At 55.2% G+C, this 26061-nt stretch carries 22 protein-coding genes and 1 tRNA gene; 9 read left to right on the top strand and 14 right to left on the bottom strand.

Features of this window, described 5'->3' with window-relative positions:
- Nucleotides 1-34: 34 nt before the first annotated feature.
- A complete protein-coding gene (locus tag CPH80_RS15215; RefSeq protein WP_096279097.1) occupies nucleotides 35-1738 on the top strand; it encodes a VRR-NUC domain-containing protein in 1704 nt (567 codons plus the stop codon).
- Nucleotides 1735-3564: a helicase C-terminal domain-containing protein gene (locus CPH80_RS15210; protein WP_096279095.1), complete on the top strand. Its 1830-nt coding sequence runs from the start codon at nucleotides 1735-1737 to the stop codon at nucleotides 3562-3564. Before CPH80_RS15215 ends, CPH80_RS15210 begins: the two co-directional genes overlap by 4 nt.
- Nucleotides 3565-3592: 28 nt before the next feature.
- Here CPH80_RS15210 and CPH80_RS15205 read toward each other — a convergent pair whose 3' ends face one another.
- From CPH80_RS15205 to def, 13 genes are all read right to left on the bottom strand, one after another.
- Nucleotides 3593-3964: a VOC family protein gene (locus CPH80_RS15205; protein ID WP_096279093.1), complete on the bottom strand. Its 372-nt coding sequence runs from the start codon at nucleotides 3962-3964 to the stop codon at nucleotides 3593-3595.
- A 43-nt stretch (nucleotides 3965-4007) separates the two neighbouring features.
- Nucleotides 4008-6065 (bottom strand): GGDEF domain-containing protein, encoded by a 2058-nt coding sequence (locus CPH80_RS15200; RefSeq protein WP_227520507.1) that lies wholly within the window; start codon nucleotides 6063-6065, stop codon nucleotides 4008-4010.
- Nucleotides 6066-6636: 571 nt separating this feature from the next.
- Complete coding sequence (locus CPH80_RS15195; RefSeq protein ID WP_096281666.1) at nucleotides 6637-7908, bottom strand: IS4 family transposase; 1272 nt, start codon at nucleotides 7906-7908, stop codon at nucleotides 6637-6639.
- A gap of 126 nt (nucleotides 7909-8034) precedes the next feature.
- Nucleotides 8035-8277: a hypothetical protein gene (locus CPH80_RS15190; protein WP_096279089.1), complete on the bottom strand. Its 243-nt coding sequence runs from the start codon at nucleotides 8275-8277 to the stop codon at nucleotides 8035-8037.
- A gap of 178 nt (nucleotides 8278-8455) precedes the next feature.
- Nucleotides 8456-9562 (bottom strand): protein adenylyltransferase Fic, encoded by a 1107-nt coding sequence (gene fic / locus CPH80_RS15185; protein WP_096279087.1) that lies wholly within the window; start codon nucleotides 9560-9562, stop codon nucleotides 8456-8458.
- 137 nt (nucleotides 9563-9699) lie between these two features.
- Nucleotides 9700-9776, bottom strand: a tRNA-Pro gene (locus CPH80_RS15180).
- A 24-nt stretch (nucleotides 9777-9800) separates the two neighbouring features.
- Nucleotides 9801-10370: a D-glycero-beta-D-manno-heptose 1,7-bisphosphate 7-phosphatase gene (gmhB, locus tag CPH80_RS15175; RefSeq protein ID WP_096279085.1), complete on the bottom strand. Its 570-nt coding sequence runs from the start codon at nucleotides 10368-10370 to the stop codon at nucleotides 9801-9803.
- Nucleotides 10371-10373: 3 nt separating this feature from the next.
- Nucleotides 10374-12455, bottom strand: a complete 2082-nt coding sequence (gene glyS, locus CPH80_RS15170; protein WP_096279084.1) for a glycine--tRNA ligase subunit beta — start codon at nucleotides 12453-12455, stop codon at nucleotides 10374-10376.
- A gap of 2 nt (nucleotides 12456-12457) precedes the next feature.
- Nucleotides 12458-13483, bottom strand: coding sequence for a glycine--tRNA ligase subunit alpha (gene glyQ, locus CPH80_RS15165; RefSeq protein ID WP_096279082.1), 1026 nt, complete (start codon nucleotides 13481-13483; stop codon nucleotides 12458-12460).
- A 133-nt stretch (nucleotides 13484-13616) separates the two neighbouring features.
- Nucleotides 13617-14993 carry a Trk system potassium transporter TrkA gene (gene trkA, locus CPH80_RS15160; protein WP_096279080.1) on the bottom strand — a complete coding sequence of 459 codons (1377 nt, stop codon included), beginning with the start codon at nucleotides 14991-14993 and terminating at the stop codon, nucleotides 13617-13619.
- On the bottom strand, nucleotides 14990-16291 hold the full coding sequence (gene rsmB, locus CPH80_RS15155; protein ID WP_096279078.1) for a 16S rRNA (cytosine(967)-C(5))-methyltransferase RsmB: 1302 nt from the start codon (nucleotides 16289-16291) through the stop codon (nucleotides 14990-14992). Before rsmB ends, trkA begins: the two co-directional genes overlap by 4 nt.
- Nucleotide 16292: 1 nt before the next feature.
- Entirely contained in the window at nucleotides 16293-17228 is a 936-nt protein-coding gene (fmt, locus tag CPH80_RS15150) for a methionyl-tRNA formyltransferase (RefSeq protein ID WP_096279076.1), read from the bottom strand.
- Nucleotides 17229-17327: 99 nt separating this feature from the next.
- On the bottom strand, nucleotides 17328-17831 hold the full coding sequence (def, locus tag CPH80_RS15145) for a peptide deformylase (protein ID WP_096279074.1): 504 nt from the start codon (nucleotides 17829-17831) through the stop codon (nucleotides 17328-17330).
- 347 nt (nucleotides 17832-18178) lie between these two features.
- Between def and CPH80_RS15140 the strand changes: the two genes are divergently transcribed.
- From CPH80_RS15140 to CPH80_RS15110, 7 genes are all read left to right on the top strand, one after another.
- Nucleotides 18179-19198: a LysM peptidoglycan-binding domain-containing protein gene (locus CPH80_RS15140; RefSeq protein WP_096279072.1), complete on the top strand. Its 1020-nt coding sequence runs from the start codon at nucleotides 18179-18181 to the stop codon at nucleotides 19196-19198.
- A 68-nt stretch (nucleotides 19199-19266) separates the two neighbouring features.
- On the top strand, nucleotides 19267-20421 hold the full coding sequence (gene dprA, locus CPH80_RS15135; protein WP_096279070.1) for a DNA-processing protein DprA: 1155 nt from the start codon (nucleotides 19267-19269) through the stop codon (nucleotides 20419-20421).
- Nucleotides 20414-20986, top strand: coding sequence for an L-threonylcarbamoyladenylate synthase (locus CPH80_RS15130; protein WP_096279068.1), 573 nt, complete (start codon nucleotides 20414-20416; stop codon nucleotides 20984-20986). Before dprA ends, CPH80_RS15130 begins: the two co-directional genes overlap by 8 nt.
- 8 nt (nucleotides 20987-20994) lie before the next feature.
- Nucleotides 20995-21921, top strand: a complete 927-nt coding sequence (hemF, locus tag CPH80_RS15125) for an oxygen-dependent coproporphyrinogen oxidase (protein WP_096279066.1) — start codon at nucleotides 20995-20997, stop codon at nucleotides 21919-21921.
- A gap of 12 nt (nucleotides 21922-21933) precedes the next feature.
- Entirely contained in the window at nucleotides 21934-22761 is an 828-nt protein-coding gene (gene aroE / locus CPH80_RS15120; RefSeq protein WP_096279064.1) for a shikimate dehydrogenase, read from the top strand.
- 80 nt (nucleotides 22762-22841) lie between these two features.
- Complete coding sequence (locus CPH80_RS15115; RefSeq protein ID WP_096279062.1) at nucleotides 22842-23615, top strand: motility protein A; 774 nt, start codon at nucleotides 22842-22844, stop codon at nucleotides 23613-23615.
- Between the two features lie 3 nt (nucleotides 23616-23618).
- Nucleotides 23619-24452 carry a flagellar motor protein MotB gene (locus CPH80_RS15110; RefSeq protein ID WP_096279060.1) on the top strand — a complete coding sequence of 278 codons (834 nt, stop codon included), beginning with the start codon at nucleotides 23619-23621 and terminating at the stop codon, nucleotides 24450-24452.
- A 63-nt stretch (nucleotides 24453-24515) separates the two neighbouring features.
- On the opposite strand, the gene CPH80_RS15105 is transcribed toward CPH80_RS15110, so the two are convergent.
- Complete coding sequence (locus CPH80_RS15105; protein WP_096279058.1) at nucleotides 24516-26003, bottom strand: sulfatase; 1488 nt, start codon at nucleotides 26001-26003, stop codon at nucleotides 24516-24518.
- Nucleotides 26004-26061 lie beyond the last annotated feature (58 nt).

The raw sequence follows: 26061 nt of genomic DNA, 5'->3' as shown, positions 1-26061 counted from the left end.
GCGTACATTTGCAGTAAGGTCTAGCCGTGTTTCTATGAGCAAGCATGTTCCAGATTTTTGGCCCACAGCGGCCGATCTTGAAAACCCCCTGTACTACCTGCAAAACATGGAAACGGTAGTTGCATGGGTAGCCAATCACCACGCGGATCTGCTGCTGGAGCCGGAGCGTGCGCGCCTGCACGATTTCTTAGAGTTACCCCGATCTGCCCGGGCATTGCTGACCCGTATGGTAATGCGCAGCGGTGATTTGTTTCGCGCTGACAAGTTGAAGTATCCAGAGCTGGGAAGCCCTGAAGCTGACGCACTGGCCGAGCTGATTTCCGATGACTGGTTGGATGCCGACCCACTGCTGACTCTGGATGACCTCTTTCGCTTGTTTACCCTGGCCGAACTGCGCCCGACCTTTGCGCCGGTTTTAATGGCAGAGGGATTCGCTAAAAATCTGCCTAAGGCCGGAATGCGCGAAGCTTTGCAGTACATATTCGCCGATGCCCGCACACTAAACGACTGGCTGGGTGGCGATGCAAAATTCGTGGTGCGGGTTATCCCGATGGCGCTATTCGATCGTGTCCGCCTGATGTTTTTCGGCAACTTGCGGCAGAGCTGGTCAGATTTTGTACTGGTGGAGCTGGGCCATCACCGCTATGAGACGGTGGAATTTACCCCCGAGGCACGAGCGTTTTCCCGGCGCAGCGAGGTGGATATCTACTTGGCCATGCACCACTGCCGCGAGAGTTTGGATGCCGGCGTGCCAGCTAAAGAAGTTTGGAGAGAGGTTCCGGATGACTCAGATAACCCTTGGCTGAGCAGTCGCCGCAATCGTCTATTGTTGGAATTGGGCCGGCAGGCGGAACGACAGGGTGAGCGTGAACTGGCTTTAGATGCACTCGCCGCCAGTGGTCACCGGGAGGCTGGTTTGAAACGCCTGCGACTGCTGGAACGGATGAAGCGCTTTGAGGAGGCATGGGCTATAGCCGCGCGCTGGCAGAACAAGGAATTAAGCGATGCCGAAGCCCAAGGCTTGACGCGTATTCTGAAGCGACTGGCGGCAAAAGTGGGCCAGCCCGTTCCGCCAGCACCACAGAACCCAGAGATCCGCGAGCTCACGCTAATTCTGCCCCAAACCGGTGGCTCTGTTGAAACAGTAGTTCGGGATCACCTGTCCACCTCCGAAGCCCCAGTGTTCTATGTAGAAAACACCCTGATCACCGGCTTGTTCGGGCTGCTGTGCTGGCACACGATTTTCAAAGCCATACCCGGTGCTTTCTTTCACCCCTTCCACACCGGCCCGGCGGATCTTGTGCGGGATGATTTTGTAACTCGTCGGCAAGTCGAGTTTGATCGGTGTTTTGCGGCGTTGCAGGATGGCAGTTATCGCCAGAAAATCCTGAATACTTACGCCGCCAAACAGGGCATTACTAATCCCTTTGTGACCTGGCCGACGCTGAGTGAAGAGCTGCTGAATCTGGCGCTGGATTGCATTTCCGCGACCGATTTGCAGATCCTGTTCGAACGTTTGCTTTTGAATATCCGCGAACATCGCAGCGGTTTCCCCGATCTTATACGCGTCTATCCGGAAAACCCGAGCGATAAGCCCCGTTACGAAATGATCGAAGTAAAAGGCCCCGGCGACCGGCTGCAAGATCACCAGATCCGTTGGCTGCATTTTTTTGCCCGCCAAGGCATTGCTGCCAGCGTGTGCTATCTGCGCTGGCAAGACAGCGGAGCCACACCGTGAAGGTTGCGGTGAGAACCCTTTGCGAGTTCGCAGGCCGGGAAGGCGACTTGGACTTTCGCTACACCCCGGCGCCCAGTGCCGAAGAGGGTATGGCCGGCCATCAGGCGCTTCAGGGTAAGCGCGGATACGGCTATAAAAGCGAGTATTCACTTACTGGAGAATGCATGGGGTTAGAGCTTTATGGCCGAGCCGATGTGTATAACCCACACTCTGGCCTGCTAGATGAAATAAAAACCCACCGTGGCGATGTGTCCCGCATCCGGCCCCATCAGCGGGCGTTGCATCGGGCTCAGTTACGGGCCTACGGCGCTCTACTCTGCCGTCAGGAAAAGCGCAAAACCTTGAAGCTAGCGCTGGTTTATTTCGATATCGGCAAAAAACGTGAAACGTCGGTCGCTGAAACTGCCCGCGCGGGTGAGCTGTGGCAAGAAGTGGAAGCCCTATGTGACCGTTACCGACTCTGGGCAGAACAGGAAGCCCACCACCGGGAACAACGCGACATTCGCCTTGCTGGCCTGCGCTTTCCATTCCCGCAGTTTCGTCCCCGCCAGCGTCAGCTTGCCGAAACTGTCTACAAAAATACGGTGAAGGGCGGCACGCTGCTGCTGGAAGCGCCTACTGGTTTGGGTAAAACCCTCGGTACTCTGTTCCCTGCGCTGATGGCCATGCCCGCCGCAGAACACGACCGGCTCTATTATCTCACTTGCCGCAATACCGCCCGACAATTGGCTGTGGACGCCGTGGAACGCCTGCGTGCCGCGCAAGAAGCACCGCAGATTTGGCCTTTGCGCACGTTGGAGTTGGTGGCCAAGGCGGATGCCTGCGAACACCCAGATAAAGCCTGCCACGGTGATTCCTGCCTACTTGCTAAAGGCTTCTTCGACCGGTTGCCAGATGCTCGGGCCGAAGCCGCCCAAGCGGGCACCACGCTCACTCAGGAAGTGCTGGCGAAGATCGCCGCTGGCCACAACATTTGCCCCTATTTTCTGGCCCAGGAGATGGCGCGCTGGTGCGATCTGGTGATTGGCGATGTGAACAGGATGTTTGATCAGTCTGCTCTGCTCCACGGGCTCACCCGGCAGAACAACTGGAAAACGGCGCTTCTGATAGACGAAGCCCACAACCTAGTAGATCGCGGCCGGGGCATGTATTCGGTGCAGTTGGATCAGCAGCGGTTGTTAAGAATACGCAAAACCGCGCCCAAGGCTTTGAAACCGCACCTGGATCGAACCGCCCGTGCGTGGCAGGGCGTTATCCGTGACCACGCAGACGCCGGCACCGCGCCGGTGGAGACAATCGCCACGCTAATAGCCCAACAATACCGGGAGCGCCCGGGGCACTATCTGGCGTTTTTCAGCAGTTTTAAGTATCTGAACGAGATAAACGCAGCATTGGGCAGCCTTGCCCCGGATGTACCCCAACGATCGCAGCATCCCGGAATGAGCCCGCAACAGCGTCGGAATTTTCTGGCAGGGTTCCGGGAAGAATCCGGCAGCGTTGCTTTTGCGGTTCTGGGAGGTGTTTTCAGTGAGGGAATTGATTTACCGGGAGATCAGTTGATTGGTGCGTTTGTAGCCACTCTGGGCTTACCGCCTTTCGATGCCTGGCATGAGATTCTCAAACATCGCCTGCAGCAGCGTTTTGGCTCAGGCTACGAATACACCTATTTGATTCCTGGCCTACAGAAAGTGGCTCAGGCCGCTGGAAGAGTCATTCGCACACCAGAGGATCAAGGCGTGATTTGGCTAATAGACGATCGCTTTTTGCAGCCGCAGATTCGGGGATTGTTGCCAGGGTGGTGGTTTGAAACAGAGACTGCTGAATAAAGCAGCCCCAGCTTTCAAACAGATAGCATCAACCGAAGTGGAAAAATGCCAGCTTGTTGCCATCCAGATCTTTCACGTAGGCACCGTAGAACTGGTCCGGAATACGCTGCCCCGGCTCGCCGTCGCAGGTTGCGCCCAGCTCAATGGCTTTTTGGTAGTAGGCATCAACGGCCTCTTTTGAGCCCGGTTGAAGTGCCAGCATATTGCCGTTACCGGGATGGTTTGGCGTGCCGTCGAACGGCGTGCAAACAGCCATCATTGGGGATTTCATGCTTTCACCAATGAACGCAATGCGGCCCAAATCTAGCAGAACCTTTGCGCCCATATCACCCAGAAGGCCCGTGTAGAACTTCTTGGCTTGTTCCATATCGCTGACACCAATGGTCACGTATCCGATCATGCTTTATTCTCCTATTGCGCGCTATTTACCCGCGCGGTTGGTTTTAAACCGTTAATCTGCCTTCCCATCGAAAATTTGCAGCCCAGAGCAGAGCCTCGGAGAGCGGAAGTGGTTTGCTGTAGAAAAATCCTTGGCCTAGGTCACACCCAAGCGCTATCAGTTTGCTTTCAACATCTGCACTTTCAATGCCTTCGGCAACCAGCCGCCGCTTGAAACTCTTTGATAGACTAACAATCATGGCGTCGTCTGTATCGTTCAGCATATCCATTACGAACGAGCGGTCGATTTTGATCTCTTGTGCCGGTAGCCGACGCAAATAATCCAGCGACGAGTACCCGGTTCCAAAATCATCCAGAGGCACGTCTACACCAAGCTCCCGGCAAGCCTCCAAGTTTTTCAGGACGGTTTCTGTATCGTCCATCGCCGTGGTTTCCAGAATTTCCAGAATAAGGTGGCTGCGTAATTCTCTTGGGCAATCGCTCAGAGCATCGGATAAATCGTTCCGGAACTGTTGGCTGAGGAAGTGCGATGGGCTCAGGTTGATGCTCAACGTGTACTGCAGATCTTGCTGCGCAAACTCCATGAGCCGCTTTACACCTTCACGAATCACAAAATTCCCCAGGGTGCGGGCGTACTCTGTGTATTCGATATGCTCTAGAAAGTGGCCGGGGCTTAGAACGCCCTCCTTTGGATGATTCCAGCGGATAAGTGCTTCAAATCCATCGACCGACTGGTTACGAAAACAGATTTTGGGCTGATAATACAACTCCATCTGTTTCTGGCGCAGCGCTCCCTTGATTTGCTCGAGCACCCGGACCCGCTCTTTACGGGACGAATGGGACGCAAGATCAAATACCTTGAAGCAGTTCTTGCCGGTTTCCTTGGCGGCATACATAGCCTGATCTGCATGGCGAAGGAGTAGATCTGTATCTGTGTCATCGTCTGGGTACACAGTGACCCCCATGCTCCCGGAAACCTGAAGCACATTGTGCCGGAAGCTGATGGGCTGGCGGATTGCATCCAGAAGCCGGGCGTAGGCCCGTTCATCGTCCACATCCCGAAGTATGGCCACAAACTCGTCACCGCCCAAGCGGGCCACAATATCGTGAGAACGCACAGTGGTCTGTAATTTGGCGGCTACGGATCGGAGCACCGCATCGCCTACTGCATGGCCATGGTTGTCGTTGATGGTTTTGAAGCCGTCTAGATCGATATAACACACGGACACTGTGCCGTTTCTTCGGCCGGCCTCATAGAGTTCCTGCTCAAACAGTTCGGTGAGTCGATGGCGATTGGGCAGGCCGCCGCGGCGCGAATCTGTAGCCAGGTTGTTAGAGATGATGGTCTCGCCAATCACCATGGGTTGCCCGAGAATATTGTCTAGGCCGTCGAAAATCGTGCGCCGGCGCTCTCCCTCCTGATACAGCGCCTGCGTTGCGGGGCTCCAGGCGATGTTGGTGATGGCACCGATCTTTAAAAATGGTGTGCCATTGGGTTCGTGCAGAACTTCCCCAATAAAACCAAACTGGCTCCCCGTTAGGACCAACAGATCATTGAGCATCTGTTCAAACGCTGAGCGTTCGTTATCGCTGTTAAGGAAAACGCTCTGTGCACGGTGGATGGCACGGTTGAGATGAGATACAGGTACATATTCGCTATTATCCGATTCAATGTAAGAGCGCTTCAACTCCTCCTCAAGCATAGTGGCGAGGGTGCGGAGCACATCCAGATCTTTCTCGCTGAACTGCCTTGGCTTGTCGTCAATAATGCACAGGCTGCCGATTTTGAAGCCGCTTGGCTCATACACCGGCATACCGGCGTAAAAACGGATATGCGGGCTATCCAGCACCAGGGGGTTGTTGCGAAAACGTGGGTCTTGGGTGGCGTCTTCAACCACAAAAATCTGATCCTGCCGTATGGCATGATCGCAAAAGGCGACAGAGCGGGGTGTTTCAGTTACATCAAGCCCCTGCTTGGATTTGAACCATTGGCGGTCATGATCCAGCACAGTAAATAGTGCGGTTTTAACTTGGTAATGCTGGCGTGCGATCCGGGTAAAGCGCTCAAAACGTTCTTCCGGAGGGGTGTCAAGTAGCCCCAGTCGGATTAGCGCTGCGAGTCGTTTTTTTCGGTTTCCGTGTCGCTCATTCGGGATCCTTAGTAAAGCCAGCTAACGAAATCTTAACAGATCGTGATTTGATACTTTGTGACATTTGGTGAGCCGGGCAAACGCCACAGGCTAACTTGATAATTTGTATAGCATAGCTAAGTTTAGTAGTAACCCGGGGTTCCGGCATGCGTGCTTCTGTTGATTACCTTATTACTCAAGAGCAACTTGGAAGCCGGTGCATTACAACGTTAAGCACTGAATACCTGGATCAATACAACAAGGTGGTTAGTCGGGTCAAGGGCCAATGTCATCAACTTAAGCCCCAAAAGTCCATCATGACCCTCTGAGTCACCAAGATTACCAATCGTTAGACAGCCTATTATTGAATCGACAGGCGATTAAAATCAGAGTCTAACCCGAAATCAGCTCCAAAGACCGTCAATGGTGTATTTGCAGGTGTGTCAGAGCGATTTAAGCACTATTCAGGGCGAGCGTCATCCGACCGGTGGCCAGCACAGTCTGTCAGGAAATCTTGTTAAACGTCGTCGAGGTTTGGTGTCGGTCAGCGAGTCGGTTTGTACCCTTCACAGCCTTTGGCGGCTGGCCGTTTTCGGCGTCGTGGGCAGCTTCGCCCGGGGCGCACCGCACTCAGACTGTTACCAATCAGACGACACAGATTATCCAGGGCCTCGCGGCTGGGGCGCACCAACAGGGCGACGAGGGTATGCTTCAGCCGGGATACGCCCTGGGTGAAGTTTGCCTTCCAGGCCAGCTTTCGGTGTGCGGTTTTGCGCTCAATGTCGGGCTGCTGTAGGGCCTGCATCAGCAGGGCCAGGTTCTTGAGCAGTTGGCAGGCGTGGATGTCCTGCTGTACGGCACAGACCGTCCGGCCACTGACGTTTTCCAGAGTTAGGGTTTGTTTAAGCCGGCGGTAGTCGGTTTCAATGCCCCAGCGCCGGTGATACAGGTCGGCAAAGAGCTCGGCGGGGAAGGCCTCGGTGTCCAGGAGCGAGGTGGCCAGCACTTCCGTTTCCCCGGTGGGCAGCGTCACCCGGATCAGCCGAATCCGCAGGGGTGTGTCCGGATCTAAACCGGACTGCCTACAGACCTGTCGGGATAACCGGGATCGGCACGTCATGGAGACGGTGTCGTCGTCTTTTCCAGAATCCACAAACGCGCGGACTTCCCGGGAGTGAGTGAGTGTCAGGCGCATCAGGAATTGCTGTTCACAGCGCTGTAGCTCAACAAAGAGCCAGTGGGCGGGATAGCCCCGGTCAAACAGAATCAGGCTGTGGTCAGGAGCATGCTTCAGGTGCATGCTGGCACAGCCCCGCTCATCTACATCCGGCGTGATCAGGAGGGTGTGCAGAGCCTGATCGGACAGCAGGTCCTGCAGGACCGACACCCGGGCCACCGGCAACCCGTTGTGGGTTCCGAAGTGCCGGGCCAGTGGGTCTTCCAGCGGCAAGTGCATGCTGGAGCCGTCCACGGCCAGCAGGCGCAGGCCCTGCCAGGTCTTGTGCAGCCCCAGCTCATCCATCTGGGCATGCAGGGCGCTGTTGAGAGCCTCAAAGACTGACGCGCTGAGCTTCTGGCGGGCTTTGCTGAAGGCTTGGGCGGTGACCACTTGGGTTTCAAAGGCCGAGCCATTGAGGGTCTGAAAGAAGGCATCCAGTTCGGTTTGCAAGGCGCTTTTGGGCTGATTCAGCAGAAACAGGATCAGATTGCGGAAGGTCAGATGGCGTTTGCGGGTAAAGTGCTTCGGATGGGTGCGATGCTGGGCAATAAAATCGGGGCAGCTTAGTAGGTTGGTTAATTTATGTACAATTTTCAGCCAGGACCTCGGTTGGGTTGTCAACCGTTGGTTTTTTATTGCGCTCCATAGGGCATTTCCTTGTTGATGGGTGAGGTCTAATTATATGATATTTTTGGGGAAATGTCTTAAGTTGCTGACATTGGGTCAAGGGCAAAACACCTTGGCCTGATGGTCGAAGAATTGTGTACCTACAATAACAAGAGCCGGAAAAAAGTAACCGACTCCCGCGGCAAAGTGAGCCTTCTCAGTTCGACCAGCCTCTTTCTTGTTGTACTGATTATTATTGTTTTGGTTGTGTGTTATCTCAGGTTGGAAAACCACGTTATAAAAACAATCAGAACCCTCGTTTTTGAGGCCCAGGCGGCACTTTCCGGGTGTGGTAATCATTCTAGCCACACTGCTGACCATTAGCGGGTGTGCGCTACCGGGCCGCCGAACGTAATGTTCGGGTTCTGCTTTTCAATTCCTTGGAAGCCAACGACGTGGCCATGGTGCATGCGGGTTGATCAAGCGGATGATGGTTTCGTTTTTCTCGTTTTTGCCTATTGAGTCGTTGTTGTAGGATTCAGTGATAGTGTTGCAGCTTGTTGCTGTCGCTGATCATCAGGTGCAGCAGCCGCGGGTTGAGAAAGAGTTTTTCGTTACCGGCTGTTTTTTCCTGTAGCACGCCAATCTCAACTAGCTGTTTCAGGTAAAGCGAGGCCGTCTGGCGCTTGGCAATGTCTTTGTCCACAAGATTGCTGATGCGGCAGTACGGCTGCTCAAAAATTATCTGTATCAGTTCGTAGCTGTATATCTTTGGCAGCTGTTGCTTTACGTGCTCCTCAGTCAAAGTAATAAGCTCCCGCATGGCTGCGATCTTATCGCAGGTCCAGCGTGATACCTGTTCTATGCCTTTGAGCATGAAGATGATCCATCCGTGCCAGTCACCGGTTCGAGTCACATGAGTCAGCAAGCGGTAGTAGTCGTTTTTATGCTGAACGATGTAGCGGCTCAGGTACAGAATGGGCAAGGTCAACAGTTGCTGTTCTATGAGGTAAAGCACATTCAGTATTCGTCCGGTCCGGCCATTGCCATCATGGAAGGGGTGAATAGCCTCAAACTGGTAATGGCTGACCGCCATTTTGATCAGTGGGTCTAGGTCGTCCTCTACGTGCAGGTAATTCTCCCAGTTGGTGAGAAGGTTGCGTAAAACATTCTCACCGCAGGGCGGGGTATATATAGTTTTGCCGGTATTCTGGTTGCCGATAACGGTTCCGGGCACTTTACGGATATCCATGTTTACACCTTTTAGAGTGCAGCATATTTCCACGGCTGTGTTTGTGCATAGCGGCTTATGCTTAAGCTGCACGAATCCTTCATAAAGTGCGGTTCGGTACCTAAGGGCCTCTTTAGTTGCAGGGTCGGCCCCCTGCTCTTCTTGTGAATATCGGAACAGATTGTCGGATGTGGTAACAATGTTTTCAATTTCGGAGCTATCTTTGGCTTCCAGAAGTGGCAGCAGGTTGATGAGCAGCGTCTGATTAAGAATAAGTTGTCCTGCCTGCTTCAGTTCCGCTAAAGCGGCTCGTGCAGGGATACAGGCTTTGAGGATTTCCACCGTTTCGGTGTTTTCCTTAGCGGGTGGAAGAGGGGGTAACAGGTTATGCGGCTCGCCCGGTCGCCAGGCCATGTACAAATTCCTCTAACATTTCGACATAGGTATTGAGTCAGATGAGTCTATGTTGATTCGATAAACATAGCAATTAACTGTGTCGAAGAAAGCTAAAAAAATCGACAGATGGAGGAGTATGCGCAGGAAAAAAGCGGTGGTCGGCGTGGCAGGATTCGAACCTGCGACCCCTTCGTCCCGAACGAAGTGCGCTACCAAGCTGCGCCACACGCCGATTAACAGCCGTTAGTATACGACTTCACTCGCTTTTTTCCAGCCCCTCGGCCAACAAGACCGCATCCGCAAATGCACTGAAAGTGTCGTAAACCACCACTTTTGCGCCCGGTATTGGGCAGGTTTGAAGATCCAGTTCGGTGTCTTCGCCATTGCCAGTGCGCACAAGCGCCGTTTGGCAGTTTTCAGCAAACCCAGCTTCCAGATCTTTGCGGCTGTCACCCACCATAATGGCACCTTTTAGGGTGTCTAGGTGGAAGTGATCGCGGATTTGATCAAGCAGGCCTGTGAGAGGTTTGCGACAACCGCAGTGCTCATCCGGGTGGTGCGGACAGTAGGCGATGAAATCGATACGGCCGCCCTGGGCTTCCAGTAGCCGCGACATTTTTTCGTGCATGCCATCCAGCACATCGGTGCCGTAGAAACCCCGAGCTACGCCTGACTGGTTGGTGGCGATGGCGAGTCGGTGGCCGGCTTTGTATAGCCGTGCCACCGCTTCGATACTGCCGGGAATGGGGTGCCATTCATCCACAGAGCAGATGTAGCTGCCATCGTATTCGTTGATGACCCCGTCCCGGTCGAGGATGATCAGCATGGGTCAGCCAACGGCAGGCAGCAGTGAGATGTCAGCAACGCGCAAAAACAGGTTGTGCAGGCGGTTCAGCAGTGCAAGACGGTTGTCCCGCACGGCTTCATCGTCTGCCATGACCATCACTTCGCTGAAGAAGTTGTCTACAGGTTCCTGCAGGCTTGCCAATGATTGCAGCGCGCTGGCGTAATCGCCCTGCTCAAACAGTGGCAGTACTTTGTGTGCTTGCTGCTCAACCTGTGTTGCTAGGGCCTTCTCGGCGGGATCTTGCAACAGGCTGCTGTTGATGGTTTCGCCTACGCTATCACCGCCCTGTTTGGCTAGGATGTTAGAAACGCGCTTATTTGCGCCGGCCAGAGCTAAGGCTTCTGGAAGCTGGCGGAAGGCTTCCACGGCCTTTATCCGGCGGTCGAAGTCCAGCGGGCGGGTTGGGCGGCGAGCGTGAACGGCAAGATACACCTCGGCACTAATGCCTTGGTCGTCATAGTGGGCACGGAACCGTTCCAGCATGTAATCCACAACGTTGGATGCGGTATTTTCAGCACTCAGCCCGGTGAAGTTTTCTTCTGCCCATTCGCAGCAGGTTTGCAGATCAAGCGGCAGCTCGCGCTCGACGATAATGCGCAATACGCCCAAAGAGGCCCGACGCAGGGCGAATGGGTCGCGGGTACCGGAAGGTGGCTGGCCAATGCCGAACAGCCCTACCAGTGAATCCAGGCGATCGGCGATGGCGAGCGCGCAGCTGGTCAACGTTGTGGGCAGGCTGTCTTTGGCAAAGCGTGGCAGGTACTGCTCGTTCATCGCTTTGGCCACATCGGCGGGTTCGCCGTCGTCGGCTGCGTAATACTGGCCCATGATGCCTTGAAGGTCGCTGAACTCCAGCACCATTTCGGTGACCAGATCCGTCTTCGCCAGCATGGCGGCGCGCTCGGCCAGAGCCGGGTCACTGCCAATCGCAGTGGCGATTTTCTTGGCCAGCGTCGCGACTCGAACGGATTTGTCGTAAACGCTGCCGAGCTTGTCCTGGAATACAATTGGCTTGAGCCGTTCGATGCGGTCTTCCAACCGGGTTTTACGGTCATTTTCGTAGAAGAAGGCGGCATCTGCCAGGCGCGGGCGAATCACTTTTTCGTTACCGGAAACAACTTGGGAGGGATCTTTGCTCTCAATGTTGGCCACGGTAATAAAGAGCGGCAGCATGTCGCCATCGGCACCCACCACGTGGAAGTATTTCTGGTGTTCTTCCATGGAGGAAATCAGTGCTTCCGCAGGGACTTTTAGGAAGCGCTTGTCGAAACGGCCCATCAGCGGCACTGGCCATTCGTTCAGGCCGGTTACCTCATCTAGAAGGTCCTCATTGATCACCGCTTTACCGCCTGCTTCGGCTTCGGCAAGGGCGCTAACACCGGCACGGATCTGCTCGCGACGCTTGGCGAAATCGGCAATCACGTAGCCTTCCTGCTCGAGTACAACTTCGTAATCCGCAGGTGTGGGAATGATCAGGGTTTTCGGGCAATGGAAGCGGTGGCCCCGGGTTTTGTTGCTCGGAGTCAGCCCCATGATGGGCGTATCAATGATTTTGTTGCCGAACAGCATAACCAGCCAGTGCACAGGCCGAACAAACTCTGTGCGGTGCGCGCCCCAGCGCATGCGCTTAGGAATAGGCAGTGATGCCAGTGACTGCTCAACCAGCCCGGGCATCAGATCGACCGTTGGCTTGCCCTGCTCTACGATGCGATAAACCAGCCAGGCACCTTTATCAGTTTCCAAAGTGTCGAGCTGATCGGGGGTTACGCCCAGTGACGTGGCGAAGCCGGTAAGAGCCCGGGTTGGGTTGCCGGAATCGTCAAAAGCGGCCTTGACTGCCGGGCCGCGTTTTTCAACGGGCTTGTCGGGCTGAGCATCGGCCAGATTCCGTATGCGCACCGCTAGGCGTCGTGGCGCAGCAAAGGCTTCTACTTTGCCGAAGGCAATGCCAGCCTCTTCTAGGCCCTTGGCAATGCCCTGAGTGAACGCATCAGACAGCGGCTTGAGTGCTTTCGAGGGTAGTTCTTCAACGCCCAGTTCAACCAAAAAATCTTGTGTTGCCATGATTATGCCTTTCCCTTTGCCTGCTGTGCCTGCTTCGCGTTTTTGCCTTTCTTGCCGCTAGTCTTGTTGCTAGCAGCTTCGGCGGTGGCCAACACTTCCTTGCGGATGCCTTCTTTGGCAAGTGGAAATCCGAGCTTACGACGGCTATCAAAGTAGGCCTGGGCAACAGCCCGCGCCAGGGTGCGCACGCGCAGTATGAAACGCTGGCGCTCGGTGACCGAGATGGCGTGGCGGGCATCTAGCAGGTTGAAGGTGTGAGAGGCTTTTAGAACCTGCTCATAGGCCGGCAGGGCTAAGCCGGCTGCTATTAACCGGGCACTTTCACGCTCATAGACGTCAAAGCTCTGGAACAGGAACTCGGTATCTGCATGCTCAAAGTTGTAGGTGGACATTTCCACTTCTTGCTGGAGAAACACGTCGCCGTAAGTGACCACGCCATCGGGACCTTCGGTCCAAACCAAGTCGTACACACTGTCGACGTTCTGCAGGTACATGGCGATGCGTTCTAGGCCGTAAGTGAGCTCGCCGGTAACCGGGTAGCATTCAAGGCCGCCCACCTGCTGAAAGTAGGTAAATTGCGTAACTTCCATGCCGTTCAGCCAGATTTCCCAGCCCAGACCCCAGGCGCCAAGCGTGGGCGATTCCCAGTTGTCTTCCACAAAGCGGATGTCGTGAACCAGTGGATCAAGCCCTAAGGCTTTCAGGGAGTTGAGATAAAGCTCCTGAAAGTTATCGGGTGAGGGCTTGAGCACCACTTGGAACTGATAATAGTGCTGCAGGCGGTTGGGGTTTTCGCCGTAACGGCCGTCTGTGGGGCGGCGGCTCGGTTGTACGTAGGCAGCATTCCACGTTTCCGGCCCTATGGCTCGCAGAAAGGTAGCTGGGTGAAAGGTACCGGCGCCTACTTCCATATCCAGTGGCTGAAGTACCACGCAACCGTGCTGCGCCCAAAAATTCTGCAGAGCCAGAATCAAGCCCTGAAAGGTCTTGATGTCCGGAGTTGTGCTGTTCGTTGCCTTGTCTGTCACGACGATTGCCTGCTGATTCGGTCTGTGTTTGGCCGCTCTTCAATTCGCTCGGAAGAGGGTCATGCTAAAAATGGCGCATTATACGCTCGCCAAAGCGGTATTTCTAAGGGGTCTTTATGCTTTTGATTTTGAATTAGAAGAACGTCAGACCCACGGCGAAGAGTTTCTCAACTTCCCGCACTTTGGACTTGTCTACCAGGAAAAGGATGACGTGATCATCCGGCTGCACCCGCAGATGGTCGTGGGCGATCAGTACTTCGTTATGGCGAACGATGGCACCAATGGTCGCGCCCTGGGGCAGATTGATTTCATCCAGCCGCCTGCCAATCACTTTGGAGGATTTGTGATCGCCATGGGCAATGGCTTCGATGGCTTCGGCAGCGCCTCTGCGCAGTGAGTAAACGTTTACAACGTCGCCCCTGCGTACGTGAGTCAGCAAGCTGCCGATAGTGATCTGCTGGGGTGAAATCGCCACATCAATCTCGCCACCCTGGATCAGATCTACATAGTCTGGGTTATTGATCAGTGTGAACACCTTGCGGGCGCCCAGGCGCTTGGCCAATAACGAAGCCATGATATTGGCTTCGTCGTCGTTGGTAACGGCGCAGAATACATCGGTGTTTTCGATGTTCTCTTCTAGCAGTATGTCTTTGTCTGCTGCATTGCCTTCAAGCACAACTGTTTTGCGCAGGGTTTCGGAGAGCAGCACGCAGCGCTCGTGGTTACGCTCTAACAGCTTCACCTGATAGCGGTTTTCTAGGGTGTGGGCCAGGCGCTGGCCGATGTTACCGCCGCCACAGATAAAAATGCGCTTATAGTTTTTTACCAGCGGCTGTAGCTCGCTCATAACTGAACGGATGTGATTGGCACCGGCGATGAAAAATACCTCGTCGCCGTCTTCAAGCACGGTATCGCCCCGGGGCATGATGGCGCGATCTTTGCGGAAAATGGCTGCCACCCGGGTCTCAATTTTGGGCATGTGAGTGCGCAGGTAAGACAGTTCGCGACCTACCAGCGGGCCACCTTCGGTGGCGCGAATGGCCACCAGCCTAGCTAGGCCTTTGGAGAATTCCAGTATCTGCAATGCGCCCGGGTACTCAATCAGGCGAGTGATATGCCGCGTAACCAGTTGTTCCGGGCTGATCATGACATCAATTGGAAAGCCGCCTTCGCCGAACAGCTTTTTGCTGCTGGCGAGGTAGTCACTGGCCCGCACCCGGCTAATTTTGGTAGGCGTGTTGAACAGGATCTTGGCAATCTGGCAGGCCACCATGTTGGTTTCGTCGCTGTTGGTAACGGCGATCAACATGTGGGCGTCATCCGCATTGGCTTTATTCAGTACCGAGGGGTAAGACGCATTGCCTTGTACCGTGCGAATATCCAAGCGATCCTGCAGTTCGCGGAGCCGTACCGCGTCTGTGTCGATAACCGTTATATCGTTGGCTTCACTGGCCAGGTTCTCAGCCAGCGTGCCGCCCACTTGGCCGGCACCGAGGATCAGAATCTTCATCGTTCAGGTTTCTCCAGTACGGCATAGAAAAAACCGTCATGGCTGATTGGATCGGGGAGAAGCTGCCGCCCCGCGCCCATGTCGCATCCCCAAGGAACTTCTGTATCTATAAGAGTGGCGCCATTTTGCTGTTTAAGAAACCGTTGGATTATACGGTGGTTTTCCTGGGGGAACACCGAACAGGTCGCATAGACCAGGCGCCCACCTGGTTTGAGCACAGACCACATGGCGTCTAGAAGCCCGAGCTGTATGCCTGCCAGTGGCACAACGTCGGTTTCCCGGCGTAGCAGTTTGATATCCGGGTGGCGGCGTATCACACCGCTGGCGCTGCAGGGCACATCCAGCAGAATGCGATCAAAAGGTTGACCGTCCCACCACTGCGCAATGTCAGCAGCATCCGCCTGCAGCAAGCTGGCGTGCAAATCCAGCCGGTCCAGATTTTCCTGAACCCGGGGCAGACGCGCGGCAGATTCGTCGATGGCAACCACCTCGGCTAGTTCCGGTTGGCTTTCTAGAATGGCACAGGTTTTTCCACCCGGGGCCGCGCAGGCGTCCAGAACCCGCTGTCCCGGCGCCAGATCTAGAAGTGTGGTGCACAGCTGAGCGGCTTCGTCTTGAACGCTGACTGCGCCGTCGGCAAACCAGGGTAGCTGGTCAACCTGCACCGGGCGGTTGAGTTGGATACCGTGCGGTGCAAATTGGGTGGCGGTCGCTTCAATGCCTGCTTCGCTTAACAGGGCCAAGTATTCATCGCGGCTGAAGCGTAGTGCATTCACCCTCAGTGTCATGGGGGCCTGGGCGTTATTCGCCTCCAGAATCTGCTGCCAATTGTCGGGCCAATTATGGCGTAGCTTTTCCACCATCCAGACGGGATGACTGAAGCGGCTGGAGTCGTTTTCCGGCTCCGGGGCACCCTCGCGCTCGGCAGCCCGCAAGATACCATTCACCAAACCCGTGAGGTGGGGTTTGTCGAGGGCGCGGCAGGTCTCCACGGTTTCGTTCAAAACAGCGTAGGTAGCCTGCTGGCTGAAGCGTAACTGGAAAAGCGCGATCAGCATCAGATGATGAACAATGCGATCTGGTTGCTTTATCGGCTTTTTCAGCCGGCTGTTGAGCTCGCTGTCGAGGCGGTGAAACCAACGGCAGGTGCCGTAGCAAAGCGCCTGAAGTGCCGGGCGCTCGTTGGGGGCAAGGCTCTGCAGGGCTGGCGGCAGGCATTGTGATAGAGACGCGCCGTTTTCCACTGCCAATAGAACACGGGCGACAACAGCGCGCATGGGCAGGTCGTGGTCACCCATATCAGTTCAACTCCTGGCCGGGAAGCAACAGTTGCTTGCCGCCGTTAATGAGGTCGTTCACGCTTTGGGCGCGAGAGCCTGGCAATTGCAGCCGGGTGACACGTAGGGTGCCGGTACCACAGGCAATATCTATACCTTCCCGCTCCCGTCGCAGAACGGTGCCTGCTGGCTTCTGGCTGTTTTCGTCGGTCGCGTTCGCCTCGTGTATCCGCAGGCGTTGCTGTTCCAGATCTGTGTAGGTGCCGGGCCAGGGATTGAAGGCCCGAACTAGGCGCTCGATAGTAGATGCGCTTAGGGCCCAATCGACATGACCTTCTTCCTTGGTGAGCTTGTGGGCGTAGCAGGCCTGTTCACTATTTTGAACTTCGCCGCCGAGTTCGTCCTTCTCCAACAGGTTCAGCGCATCAACAACGGCACTGCCGCCCATGTCGGCGAGGCGGTCGTGAAGGCTGCCGCCGGTATCGGTCGATTCAATCGTGGTTTGGGTTTTCAGCAGCATGGCGCCGGTATCTAGGCCTTTGTCCATTTGCATGATGGTGATGCCGGTGTTTTCATCACCGGCTGCAATGGCGCGATGGATTGGCGCGGCACCACGCCAGCGGGGCAGTAAAGAGGCGTGGATGTTCAGGCAGCCGTAGGCAGGGATCGCCAAGATTGCTTCGGGCAAAATAAGCCCGTAAGCGGCGACAATCATCACATCGGGCTGGAGATCTGCCAGTTCTTGCTGCGCTTCTGGGGTTTTCAGGCTTTCTGGCTGAAATATGGGAATGGCGTTATCCAGAGCAACTTGTTTTACCGGGCTGGGCTGGAGTTTGCGGCCTCGGCCTGCTGGCCGGTCTGGCTGGGAGTATACGCCCACGATGGTGTGGTGGGTGCCCAGCAAGGCTGTGAGCGCGGTAGCTGCAAAATCCGGGGTGCCGGCAAAAACGAGTCGCACGGTGTTGATTCTCTATTTCGTTGAATACGAAAAGACCGGGCCATGGCCCGGTCCGATACTTTCTTTCTACAAAATCCTTATGGGCCTTTCAGGCAATGTTCACGCACTTTGCTTGTGAAACTTTTCCAGCTTCTTGCGAATGCGGTTGCGCTTGAGGGTGCTCAGGTAGTCGACGAACAGTTTGCCGTTCAGGTGGTCCATTTCATGCTGGATACAAACCGCCAAAAGACCCCGGGCTTCGATTTCGAAAGGCGCGCCGTCGCGATCCTTTGCGCGGATGATGCAGTGCTCTATCCGCTCAACGTCTTCGTAAAAGCCGGGCACTGAGAGACAGCCTTCCTGCATGGCTTCAAGATCGCCGTCCAGTACTTCAACCGTTGGGTTGATAAACACCCTTGGCTCACTATTATCATCAGACAGATCCATCACAACGATCTGTTTGTGAACGTTTACCTGGCTGGCAGCCAAACCAATGCCGGGCGCATCGTACATGGTCTCGAACATATCGTCGATTAGGGTACGGTCGGCGTCGGTCACCTCGCCCACCGGCTTGGCGATGGTGCGCAGACGGGGGTCTGGGTATTCGAGAATTTCTAGTATCATAGTGCTCGTATGCCTAACTTTTAACGTTGTCTTTTGTAACTGTATGAAAGCGATCTCTGAAATGCGACAGCGTACTGCGCAAATTGTTCCTCTCGCACTAATATAAGCGGTGTTACGCCTCGTTCAGCCTATTATCCAACAAATCGTCGATTGAGTACAAACTGATCAGGCAATAGTTAAAATCTTTCGTAAGTGGCATAGAATTTACTGGAAGAACAAAACATAACATCACAATTTGCGAGACTTCTTCTATAGTAACTTGCATAACAACGTAATAAGCTGCAGGCAAATGGCTGCATCCTTACCTGAATGCATAGAATCAAGGCACGTGATCAAGGACTTAGACAATGAGGAAACTGCTGTACGCTCTGGCAGCCACTATGCTGCTATTCACCTCTTGGGCTCATGCTGCACCAGAACTGCGGTCTGATCATCCTGAGCGCTACACTGTTGTGAAGGGCGATACCCTCTGGGACATTTCGGGACGTTTTTTGAGTGATCCGTGGTACTGGCCGGAAATCTGGCACGTTAACCCACAGGTTTCCAACCCCCATTTGATTTACCCGGGTGATCGTCTTGCTCTGGTGTATGTCGATGGCAAGCCCCGCATCACCAAGGTAGCGTCCAACAACGGTATTGTGAAGTTGTCGCCGAAGGTGCGCTCTGAGCGGATTGACACACCAATTCCGGCAATCCCCCTGGATGCGATCAGCAGCTTTTTGACAGATACCCGCATTGTTAGCCCTGAGCTGATCAATGAAGCGCCGTATGTGTTGGAAGGTGAAGACGGCCGTATCGTTATTGGTGCTGGCGACCGGCTTTATGCCCGCGGTAAAAAGCCTGCAGATAAGGTGGGTGTTTTCCGTCGCAGCAAAGAATTTGTTGATCCGGATACTGGCGAGTTTCTTGGCCTGGAAGCGCGCAGCATTGCTCGCGGTGACGTTTCTGCCGAACACGGCGATGTTTTAACGGTAGACCTGACACGCTCTAGCGAAGAAGTGCGCATCGGTGACCGTTTGCTGGTTAATGAAGATCGACGCCTTACCACCAGTTTTTTGCCGAGCTCTCCTGACGATCAGGTGGAAGGCAAAATGATCGCTGTGGATAGCGGTGTTACCCAGATTGGTCAGTACAATGTGGTGGCCATCAACCGTGGCAGTCGCGAAGGGCTGAAAGCCGGCAACGTGATGGCGGTTCTTAAAAGCGGTAACTTCGTGCGTGACCCCATCACGAAAGAGACCGTTGAGCTGCCTTCCGAGCGGGCTGGCCTGCTGATGGTATTCCAAGTGTATGAAAAAATGAGCTATGGCCTGATCCTTCAGGCAACCCGCCCACTGGCGGTTGGCGATAAGGTTACCAACCCCTAAATCCCATAGCCGGTTAATCAAAAGCCGGGCCAGGAAGGCCCGGCTTTGTTATTTTCAAGGATGATGCTTTGTTTTCCTCTCGTTCTGCGCAGTGGCTGTTTCTCACCTGTTTGCCCAAGTTTGGGCGCACCTGGCGGCGAGCCATGCTCGCAACCATTCCCGACCTCACAGATCTTCTTACCAGAAACCCCGCAACGCTCAAAGCGCTTGGCCTGCACGGGGAAACTGTGGCGGGAATCTTGGCTTGGCAGCAGCAGGACGAAGCCAACACGGTGGTAAAGGCCGTTCGGCAGATTCTGTTGGACTGTGAACAGCATGCGATCGAACTTGTGAGCTGGCAGCATCCCCATTACCCAGAAGTTCTTCGGCACATCCACGATGCGCCATTGGTGCTGTATGTCCGGGGTGATTCAAGCCTACTGAGCCGTGAACAGATCGGCATTATTGGCAGTCGTAACGCCACGCCGGCGGGGCTGGATCACGCTCGCCGCTTCGCAGCAGAGCTGAGTAAACGGGGCCTACTGATAACCAGTGGCCTAGCGCTGGGTGTGGATGGTGCGGCCCATGCCGGGGCGTTGGATGCTGGGCACGCCACCGTTGCAGTGGTTGGCTGTGGGCTTGACCGTGTTTACCCAAACCAGCATCGCCGGCTTTGCGAGCGGGTTATCGGGAATGGCCTGGTGATATCTGAATACCCGCCAGGTACGCCTGCAAGAGCCGCTCACTTTCCCCAGCGTAACCGTATTATCAGCGGCCTGAGCCGTGGCATTCTGGTGGTAGAGGCTGGCCTTAAAAGTGGTTCCCTGATTACGGCTCGCTTGGCGCTGGAACAGGGGCGCGAGGTTTTTGCGATTCCCGGATCGATCCACAGCCCAGTGGCGCGGGGCTGCCACGATTTGATCAAGCAAGGCGCCCGGCTGGTTGATCAGGTAGACGATATTCTGGAAGAGCTGGGCGCTGCTTGGTCACTTTCGGCCCGTAGCGCTTTGCCAGTGTTAGGAGCCACAAATGCCACTGAGGAGGCGCCGGCAGCCAGCGTTTTGGGTGCTCTAGACTGCAGGGAAATCGCGGTGTTTGAGGCATTAGGGTATGATCCCCAGTCAACCGATGCACTGTGTTCGGCAACCGGTCTTCCGGCCAACCAGCTTGTTCAGTCTCTTCTGCTTCTCGAGCTTGATGGGTTGGTGAGTGCTGCCCCTGGAGGTTTCCAGAAAATTGCCTGAGCTCAACCCCATAAACAACCAGCAGTTACAGCTTGCCTGCAATGCGATCCTGAAAGGCGGCGTTATCGCCTATCCTACTGAGGCTGTCTGGGGCCTTGGGTGCGACCCTTGGAACCTTCAGGCAGTGACGCGCATTCTTGAGCTCAAGAATCGGCCGATGGAAAAAGGCATGATTCTGGTAGCCGCGTCTGTGGAGCAAATTCGTTTTCTGCTCGACCCCCTGCCTGAAGCTCTTCAGAATGAGGCCCGTAGGCATTGGCCCGGGCCGGTTACCTGCCTGTTGCCAGATGTGAATAAACAGATTCCCGATTGGGTGCGTGGTAGTCACAATTCAATTGCGGTTAGAGTCAGCGAACACCCGGTGGTCAAAGCCCTGTGTGCAGTTGCCGGCATGCCTTTGGTCTCTACCTCCTGTAATCCCGCCGGGCAAGAGCCAGCGCTTAACGCACAGCAGGTTCGCGAGTATTTTAAGGGCCAAATCGATCAAATTGTGCCGGGCGCTTTAGGCGGTAACCAGAAACCCAGCCGTATTATTGATATTGTCAGCGGTAAGCAGCTTCGTTAGGAGAATTCATGCCACAGCACCCGGATAGCAATTCGGTTAAGCAGTATCTGCTTGGCCTGCAAGACACTATATGCCAGCGACTAGAAGCGCTGGAAGGCGGCGCGAAGCTTGTTCGTGACGCTTGGGATCGCCCAGAGGGCGGCGGCGGTGTAAGCCGGGTGATCAGCGATGGCCGTATCTTCGAAAAAGGTGGGGTGAATTTCTCCCATGTGATGGGCGAGACCATGCCTGCGTCTGCCACGGCACATCGCCCCCATTTGGCCGGTGCACCCTGGCAGGCTATGGGTGTCTCCTTGGTGATCCATCCGAACAATCCTTATGTGCCAACTTCTCACGCCAACGTAAGGTTCTTTATCGCCACGCCCAAAAATGGCGAGCCGGTTTACTGGTTTGGTGGCGGTTATGATTTAACCCCGTATTACGGCTTTGACGAGGATTGCGTGCATTGGCACAAGACCGCCAAAGATGCCTGCGCTGCGTTCGGCGATGAGACTTATCGCCGCTACAAAGACTGGTGCGACGATTATTTTTACCTGAAGCACCGGGATGAACCTCGAGGTGTTGGCGGGCTTTTCTTTGACGACCACAACACCGGTGATTTTGAAAAAGATTTCGGGCTGATGAAATCTGTGGGTAACAGCTATATTGAGGCGTATGAGCCCATTGTCCGGCGCCGTATGGATCATACTTACGGTGAGCGCGAGCGGGATTTTCAGCTTTACCGGCGCGGGCGTTATGTGGAGTTCAACCTGGTATACGACCGTGGCACTTTGTTTGGCCTGCAGTCTGGCGGGCGCACTGAGTCTATTTTGATGTCGCTGCCACCGCTGGTGCGCTGGGATTACAGCCGGGTACCGGATGCGGGTAGCGAAGAAGCACGCCTAACGGAGCACTTTCTCACCGGGCGCGACTGGTTGGCCGGCAACGCGCAGTAAGCGAGGTAAGTAATGAGCAATGAGCTTTATGCGGTGGTCGGCCACCCGATAAACCACAGCAAATCGCCAAGAATTCACAGTTTGTTCACCAGCCAGACCGGCGAGCCGGTGGAGTACACGGCGGTTCAGGCGCCTCTTGATGACTTCGTGGGAACCGTTCGCCAGTTTTTTGAGGGTGGCGGCAAGGGGCTGAACGTAACGGTACCCTTTAAGGAGCAGGCTTGGGCGCTGGCGGAGTGCCGGGCAGAGAGGGCCGAAAAAGCCGGTGCTGCCAACACGTTATACCGGAACAGCGAAGGGCAGTTGGTTGCGGATAACACCGATGGCCACGGGCTGGTTCGGGATCTTCTGGCCAACCACAGCGTTCAGCTAAAAGGTGCCCGCATCCTGGTTTTGGGTGCAGGTGGCGCCGTGCGTGGTGTTTTGGGCCCTTTGCTTGAACAACAGCCCGCCAGCCTAACCATCGCAAACCGCACGGTGGCCAAAGCCGAAGCACTGGTTACACTGTTTGCAGATGAGGCCGGTGCGGCCACTCTGAATGCCTGCGGATTTGAAGAACCAGACCAACCGTTTGATGTCATTATCAACGGCACCAGCGCCAGCCTGCAGGGAGACCTGCCGCCCCTTTGTACAAATGTGATCGCGGCCGGCACGGTTGTTTACGACATGATGTACTCTTTGCAGACAACCACGTTTAATCAGTGGGCTCTGGGTAACGGAGCCGTGCGGGTGTTTGATGGCTTGGGGATGTTGGTTGAACAGGCTGCAGAATCGTTCCGGGTGTGGCGGGGCGTGCGGCCAGAAACGGCGCCGATTATTGAGGCATTGCGTAACGACTGAGGTGATGACTGAGACGGCGCACCACATGGGGCCAGTCTCAGAGACAATAATCCGTAAGGGACTATCCATAAGGGCTATGCATGGACATTCTTACCCTCGTAGGGCTTGTCGCCGGTATTTTGATTGTTATTCTGGCGATGCTGGCAAACGCTTCGCTCCTCACCTTTGTCAACCTGCCGGGCCTAGCTATTGTTATTGGCGGCACCTTCGCGGTAACGCTCATAAAATTCCGAATGTCCTCGGTAATGGGCGCCTTTCGTCTGGCTATGAGTGCCGCATTTACCGATAAGGTCGACCGACCTGCAGAGCTGATCCGCGAAGCGGGGGCTCTGGCTATGGTCGTGCGCAAGGAGGGCGTTCTGGGCCTGGAAAATCACCAAACTGGCAATGAGTTTCTGCAGAAGGCTATTAACCTGTGTGTGGATGGTCACCCCCCCGAGCTGGTTGAAGAGGCACTGGCCCAAGAGTCTCAGCAGATGGCGGAACGCCTCGAAGTGGCTGAGCGGGTATTCCGGGGCATTGGCGAATCTGCGCCGGCTATCGGTATGCTGGGTACCTTAGTGGGCCTGGTACAGATGCTCAACTCACTGGATGATCCCTCCTCCATTGGCCCGGCAATGGCTGTTGCCTTGCTGACAACTCTCTACGGTGCTTTCATTGCCCAGTTGATTGCACTCCCTTTGGCCGACAAACTTCAGTTAAAGGCAGAGGATGAAAGCCGTAATCAGGTTCTGATCATTACATCCATCCGCAACATCATGCGCGGCGAAAACCCTCGAGTGATGACCGAAATGCTCTCCTCGTTTTTAACACCGGATCAGCGCACAGGGTTGGCGCCGGAGCGGGAGGCCTGAGGTTTGCAACAGATCCGGAAAAACAGAAAACCCCGGCAGAGAAACCAGACGCCTGCGTGGATCGTTACCTTTGCCGATCTTGCCACGCTGCTGCTGACGTTTTTCATCCTGTTGCTGTCTTTTGCGGAAATGGATATCGAAAAATACAAGGCGATGGCCAATTCCATGTCCATGGCGTTCGGTTCTGCTAACGTGCTGGGAGACGACATCGGCGGCTCGCCGATCACCCTGGTGGAATCAGACACCGTCTCCTTGCCTGAGCCTACCGAATCTCAGGCTCGGGAGCCGGAATTCATCGATGAGCGAGCGCCAGACTCTGCGACCACCGTTATATCCGGTGGGGTGTTAGACCTGGCGAGCCGAATGATCGGTGAACTGGAGAACGAAGTAGCTTCCGGGGCTTTGAGCGTCAATTACGATAAAAACAAAGTGGTTATTCGGTTTTCGGAGGAAGCCACCTTCCGCTCTGGCCAGGCATCAATAAAGCCGGAGATGATCCCCATTATTGAACGGGTAGTGGGAGTATTAGCCGGCTGCACCGGCGATGTACTGGTTTCTGGGTATACCGACGACCGGCCTATCTCCAGCAGCCGATACCGCTCCAACTGGGATCTTTCTGCCGCGCGCGCCGTATCCGTAGTGCATGAACTGGTCATGAGCCGACAAGTGCCAGCCGAGCGCGTGGTTGCCGCCGGCCGTGCGGAAACCAACGCTCTTGCGCCAAACGACACCCCTGAAAACCGTGCACTGAACCGCCGGGTAGAAATCGCTATTCGCGATCCGGAGTGCGACGAATCCATCTCTACGGGAGACCTGCCTGTAGACATACTGCCCTGAGTACAGTATTAACGAATTAGGGAGTGGGTGTGAGTGGATCGGATAAACCTTAAAAGGCAGCCTTCAAAGACTGCCAAAATATCGGTGCAAAAACGGTCGGAACTCGTTCATGGGTGCGCCCGCTGTTTGCAGATCGGGTCTGGTGCCGAGCTGGAATCCTGGCAGTTCACCGGATAGAAACGGTGTAACCAGCGCGGCGGGTTGGTGATCGCCAAGGATGATCATCAGCGTGTTCTCTTCTACGTACCGAGCTGCGAAACCACTGGCAACGGTCAGGGTATAGTCTATTGCCTTGGCATAGTGGTCACGGACGCGGTCCGCATCACGCCAAAGTGATACAGGTGTTTCTCCCACACCCTTCCAGCGCTCGAATACCTGCCCGTTGCCAATGCCTTCCCAATCCTCAAGAACCGGCAGAGTCGGAACCCATGGCGCATGACTACTGATCAACGCCAGCTCGGCGAACAGTGGCTCAGGCGTCTCCTCGCGCAGATCCTGAAACCAGCGCCAGGTATACTGATCTGGCATGGTCACCCAGTTGAAGGGAGGCCCCTGATAATCCATATCGTCATGATCGTAAATGTGCTCGTACCTGAGTAGTTGGCCTTCGGGCCAGGCTTGGGTAATAGCCGGCATCACCGCCATCGTCTTATGGCCGGTGCTGCGAAAGTCGTCGATCAGGGTGGGATAGTTGCTGCTGAGGAGAGCCTCGTAGGCGAGCTGGTTATGAACCCATTGCCCACTGAGTACCGAGAGGCGCCCAAGCCAGGATTGTCCGCCCTGGATAGGCGATTGCAGCCTCCCGGTTACGACTGTCAGGCCTGCCGAGCCGAGTTCCTCGGCCATTGATTCCAGGCGTTGGTCGATCATCGCGCGGTAGCGATCGTCGATCAGGGTGGATACGCCATAGGATTCAAGAAAGCCGAGGATCACATCTTTACCGGCCAGCCGTGTTAGCGGTTGCGGATATTGGCCAGCCTTGGGTTGATTCCGGAGTTGCTCGGCAAAGGCCACGGTCGCCTGATGGGTATGGGTCACCAAGGAAGCCTGATTGGCCATGAATGCCAACGCTGGGCTTCCGACCAATGGCGTTGCCGTGCCTGCAATTGCCAGCCCGGTTATCAACAACAGCGGTTTACCGATATTTCCCGGGGAGTGATGTCGAAGACGTTCCAAGCTTAAACGAAATAACCAGCCCAAGCCGGCCAGAAGGCCCACGAGCAGCAAAATAGCCAGTGTCGCCATCACCCCGCCCAAGTTACTCTTCAAAAGGTTCCAGCCTGCACCTAGCAGTCCGGCTTCCAGGTACAGGTTCAGGCCCCGCCCCAAGCTTTCACGAACTAGCGCGTCCACCAGAACCAGAAATGCCAGTGTGCTGTAAATGCCAGCCAGGGTCGTTGTGATGCTGTTATATCGATAACGATCCGGCAATAGGTACAGAAGTCCCCAAAGACCGACTGCCTCAACCGATAGCCAAGGCATGGAACCCGGCATGGCCAGAGCCGGAATTAAAAACAGACCGTTTAGAAGCAGTAGCCAAAGCAACAGCATAACGCGTGATCTCTAGTATGGCTCTCTACCGCAGAACATATGGCGCCAGGCTGCTATT

The organism is Marinobacter sp. LV10R510-11A, assembly GCF_900215155.1.
Taxonomy (GTDB): domain Bacteria; phylum Pseudomonadota; class Gammaproteobacteria; order Pseudomonadales; family Oleiphilaceae; genus Marinobacter.
Note: the sequence above shows the minus strand (reverse complement) of the source record. Positions and strands in the feature narration are given on the sequence as shown.

Coding starts and splice junctions, on each gene's coding strand:
- gmhB (WP_096279085.1), bottom strand. CDS start 10,370: ATGCTGATCATCCTCGACCGGGACGGGGTCATCAACGAATACGATGGC.
- CPH80_RS15205 (WP_096279093.1), bottom strand. CDS start 3,964: ATGATCGGATACGTGACCATTGGTGTCAGCGATATGGAACAAGCCAAG.
- trkA (WP_096279080.1), bottom strand. CDS start 14,993: ATGAAGATTCTGATCCTCGGTGCCGGCCAAGTGGGCGGCACGCTGGCT.
- glyS (WP_096279084.1), bottom strand. CDS start 12,455: ATGGCAACACAAGATTTTTTGGTTGAACTGGGCGTTGAAGAACTACCC.
- CPH80_RS15215 (WP_096279097.1), top strand. CDS start 35: ATGAGCAAGCATGTTCCAGATTTTTGGCCCACAGCGGCCGATCTTGAA.
- CPH80_RS15115 (WP_096279062.1), top strand. CDS start 22,842: ATGGACATTCTTACCCTCGTAGGGCTTGTCGCCGGTATTTTGATTGTT.
- CPH80_RS15190 (WP_096279089.1), bottom strand. CDS start 8,277: ATGATTACCACACCCGGAAAGTGCCGCCTGGGCCTCAAAAACGAGGGT.
- CPH80_RS15105 (WP_096279058.1), bottom strand. CDS start 26,003: ATGCTGTTGCTTTGGCTACTGCTTCTAAACGGTCTGTTTTTAATTCCG.
- CPH80_RS15140 (WP_096279072.1), top strand. CDS start 18,179: ATGAGGAAACTGCTGTACGCTCTGGCAGCCACTATGCTGCTATTCACC.
- rsmB (WP_096279078.1), bottom strand. CDS start 16,291: ATGGGTGACCACGACCTGCCCATGCGCGCTGTTGTCGCCCGTGTTCTA.
- aroE (WP_096279064.1), top strand. CDS start 21,934: ATGAGCAATGAGCTTTATGCGGTGGTCGGCCACCCGATAAACCACAGC.
- fic (WP_096279087.1), bottom strand. CDS start 9,562: ATGGCCTGGCGACCGGGCGAGCCGCATAACCTGTTACCCCCTCTTCCA.
- def (WP_096279074.1), bottom strand. CDS start 17,831: ATGATACTAGAAATTCTCGAATACCCAGACCCCCGTCTGCGCACCATC.
- hemF (WP_096279066.1), top strand. CDS start 20,995: ATGCCACAGCACCCGGATAGCAATTCGGTTAAGCAGTATCTGCTTGGC.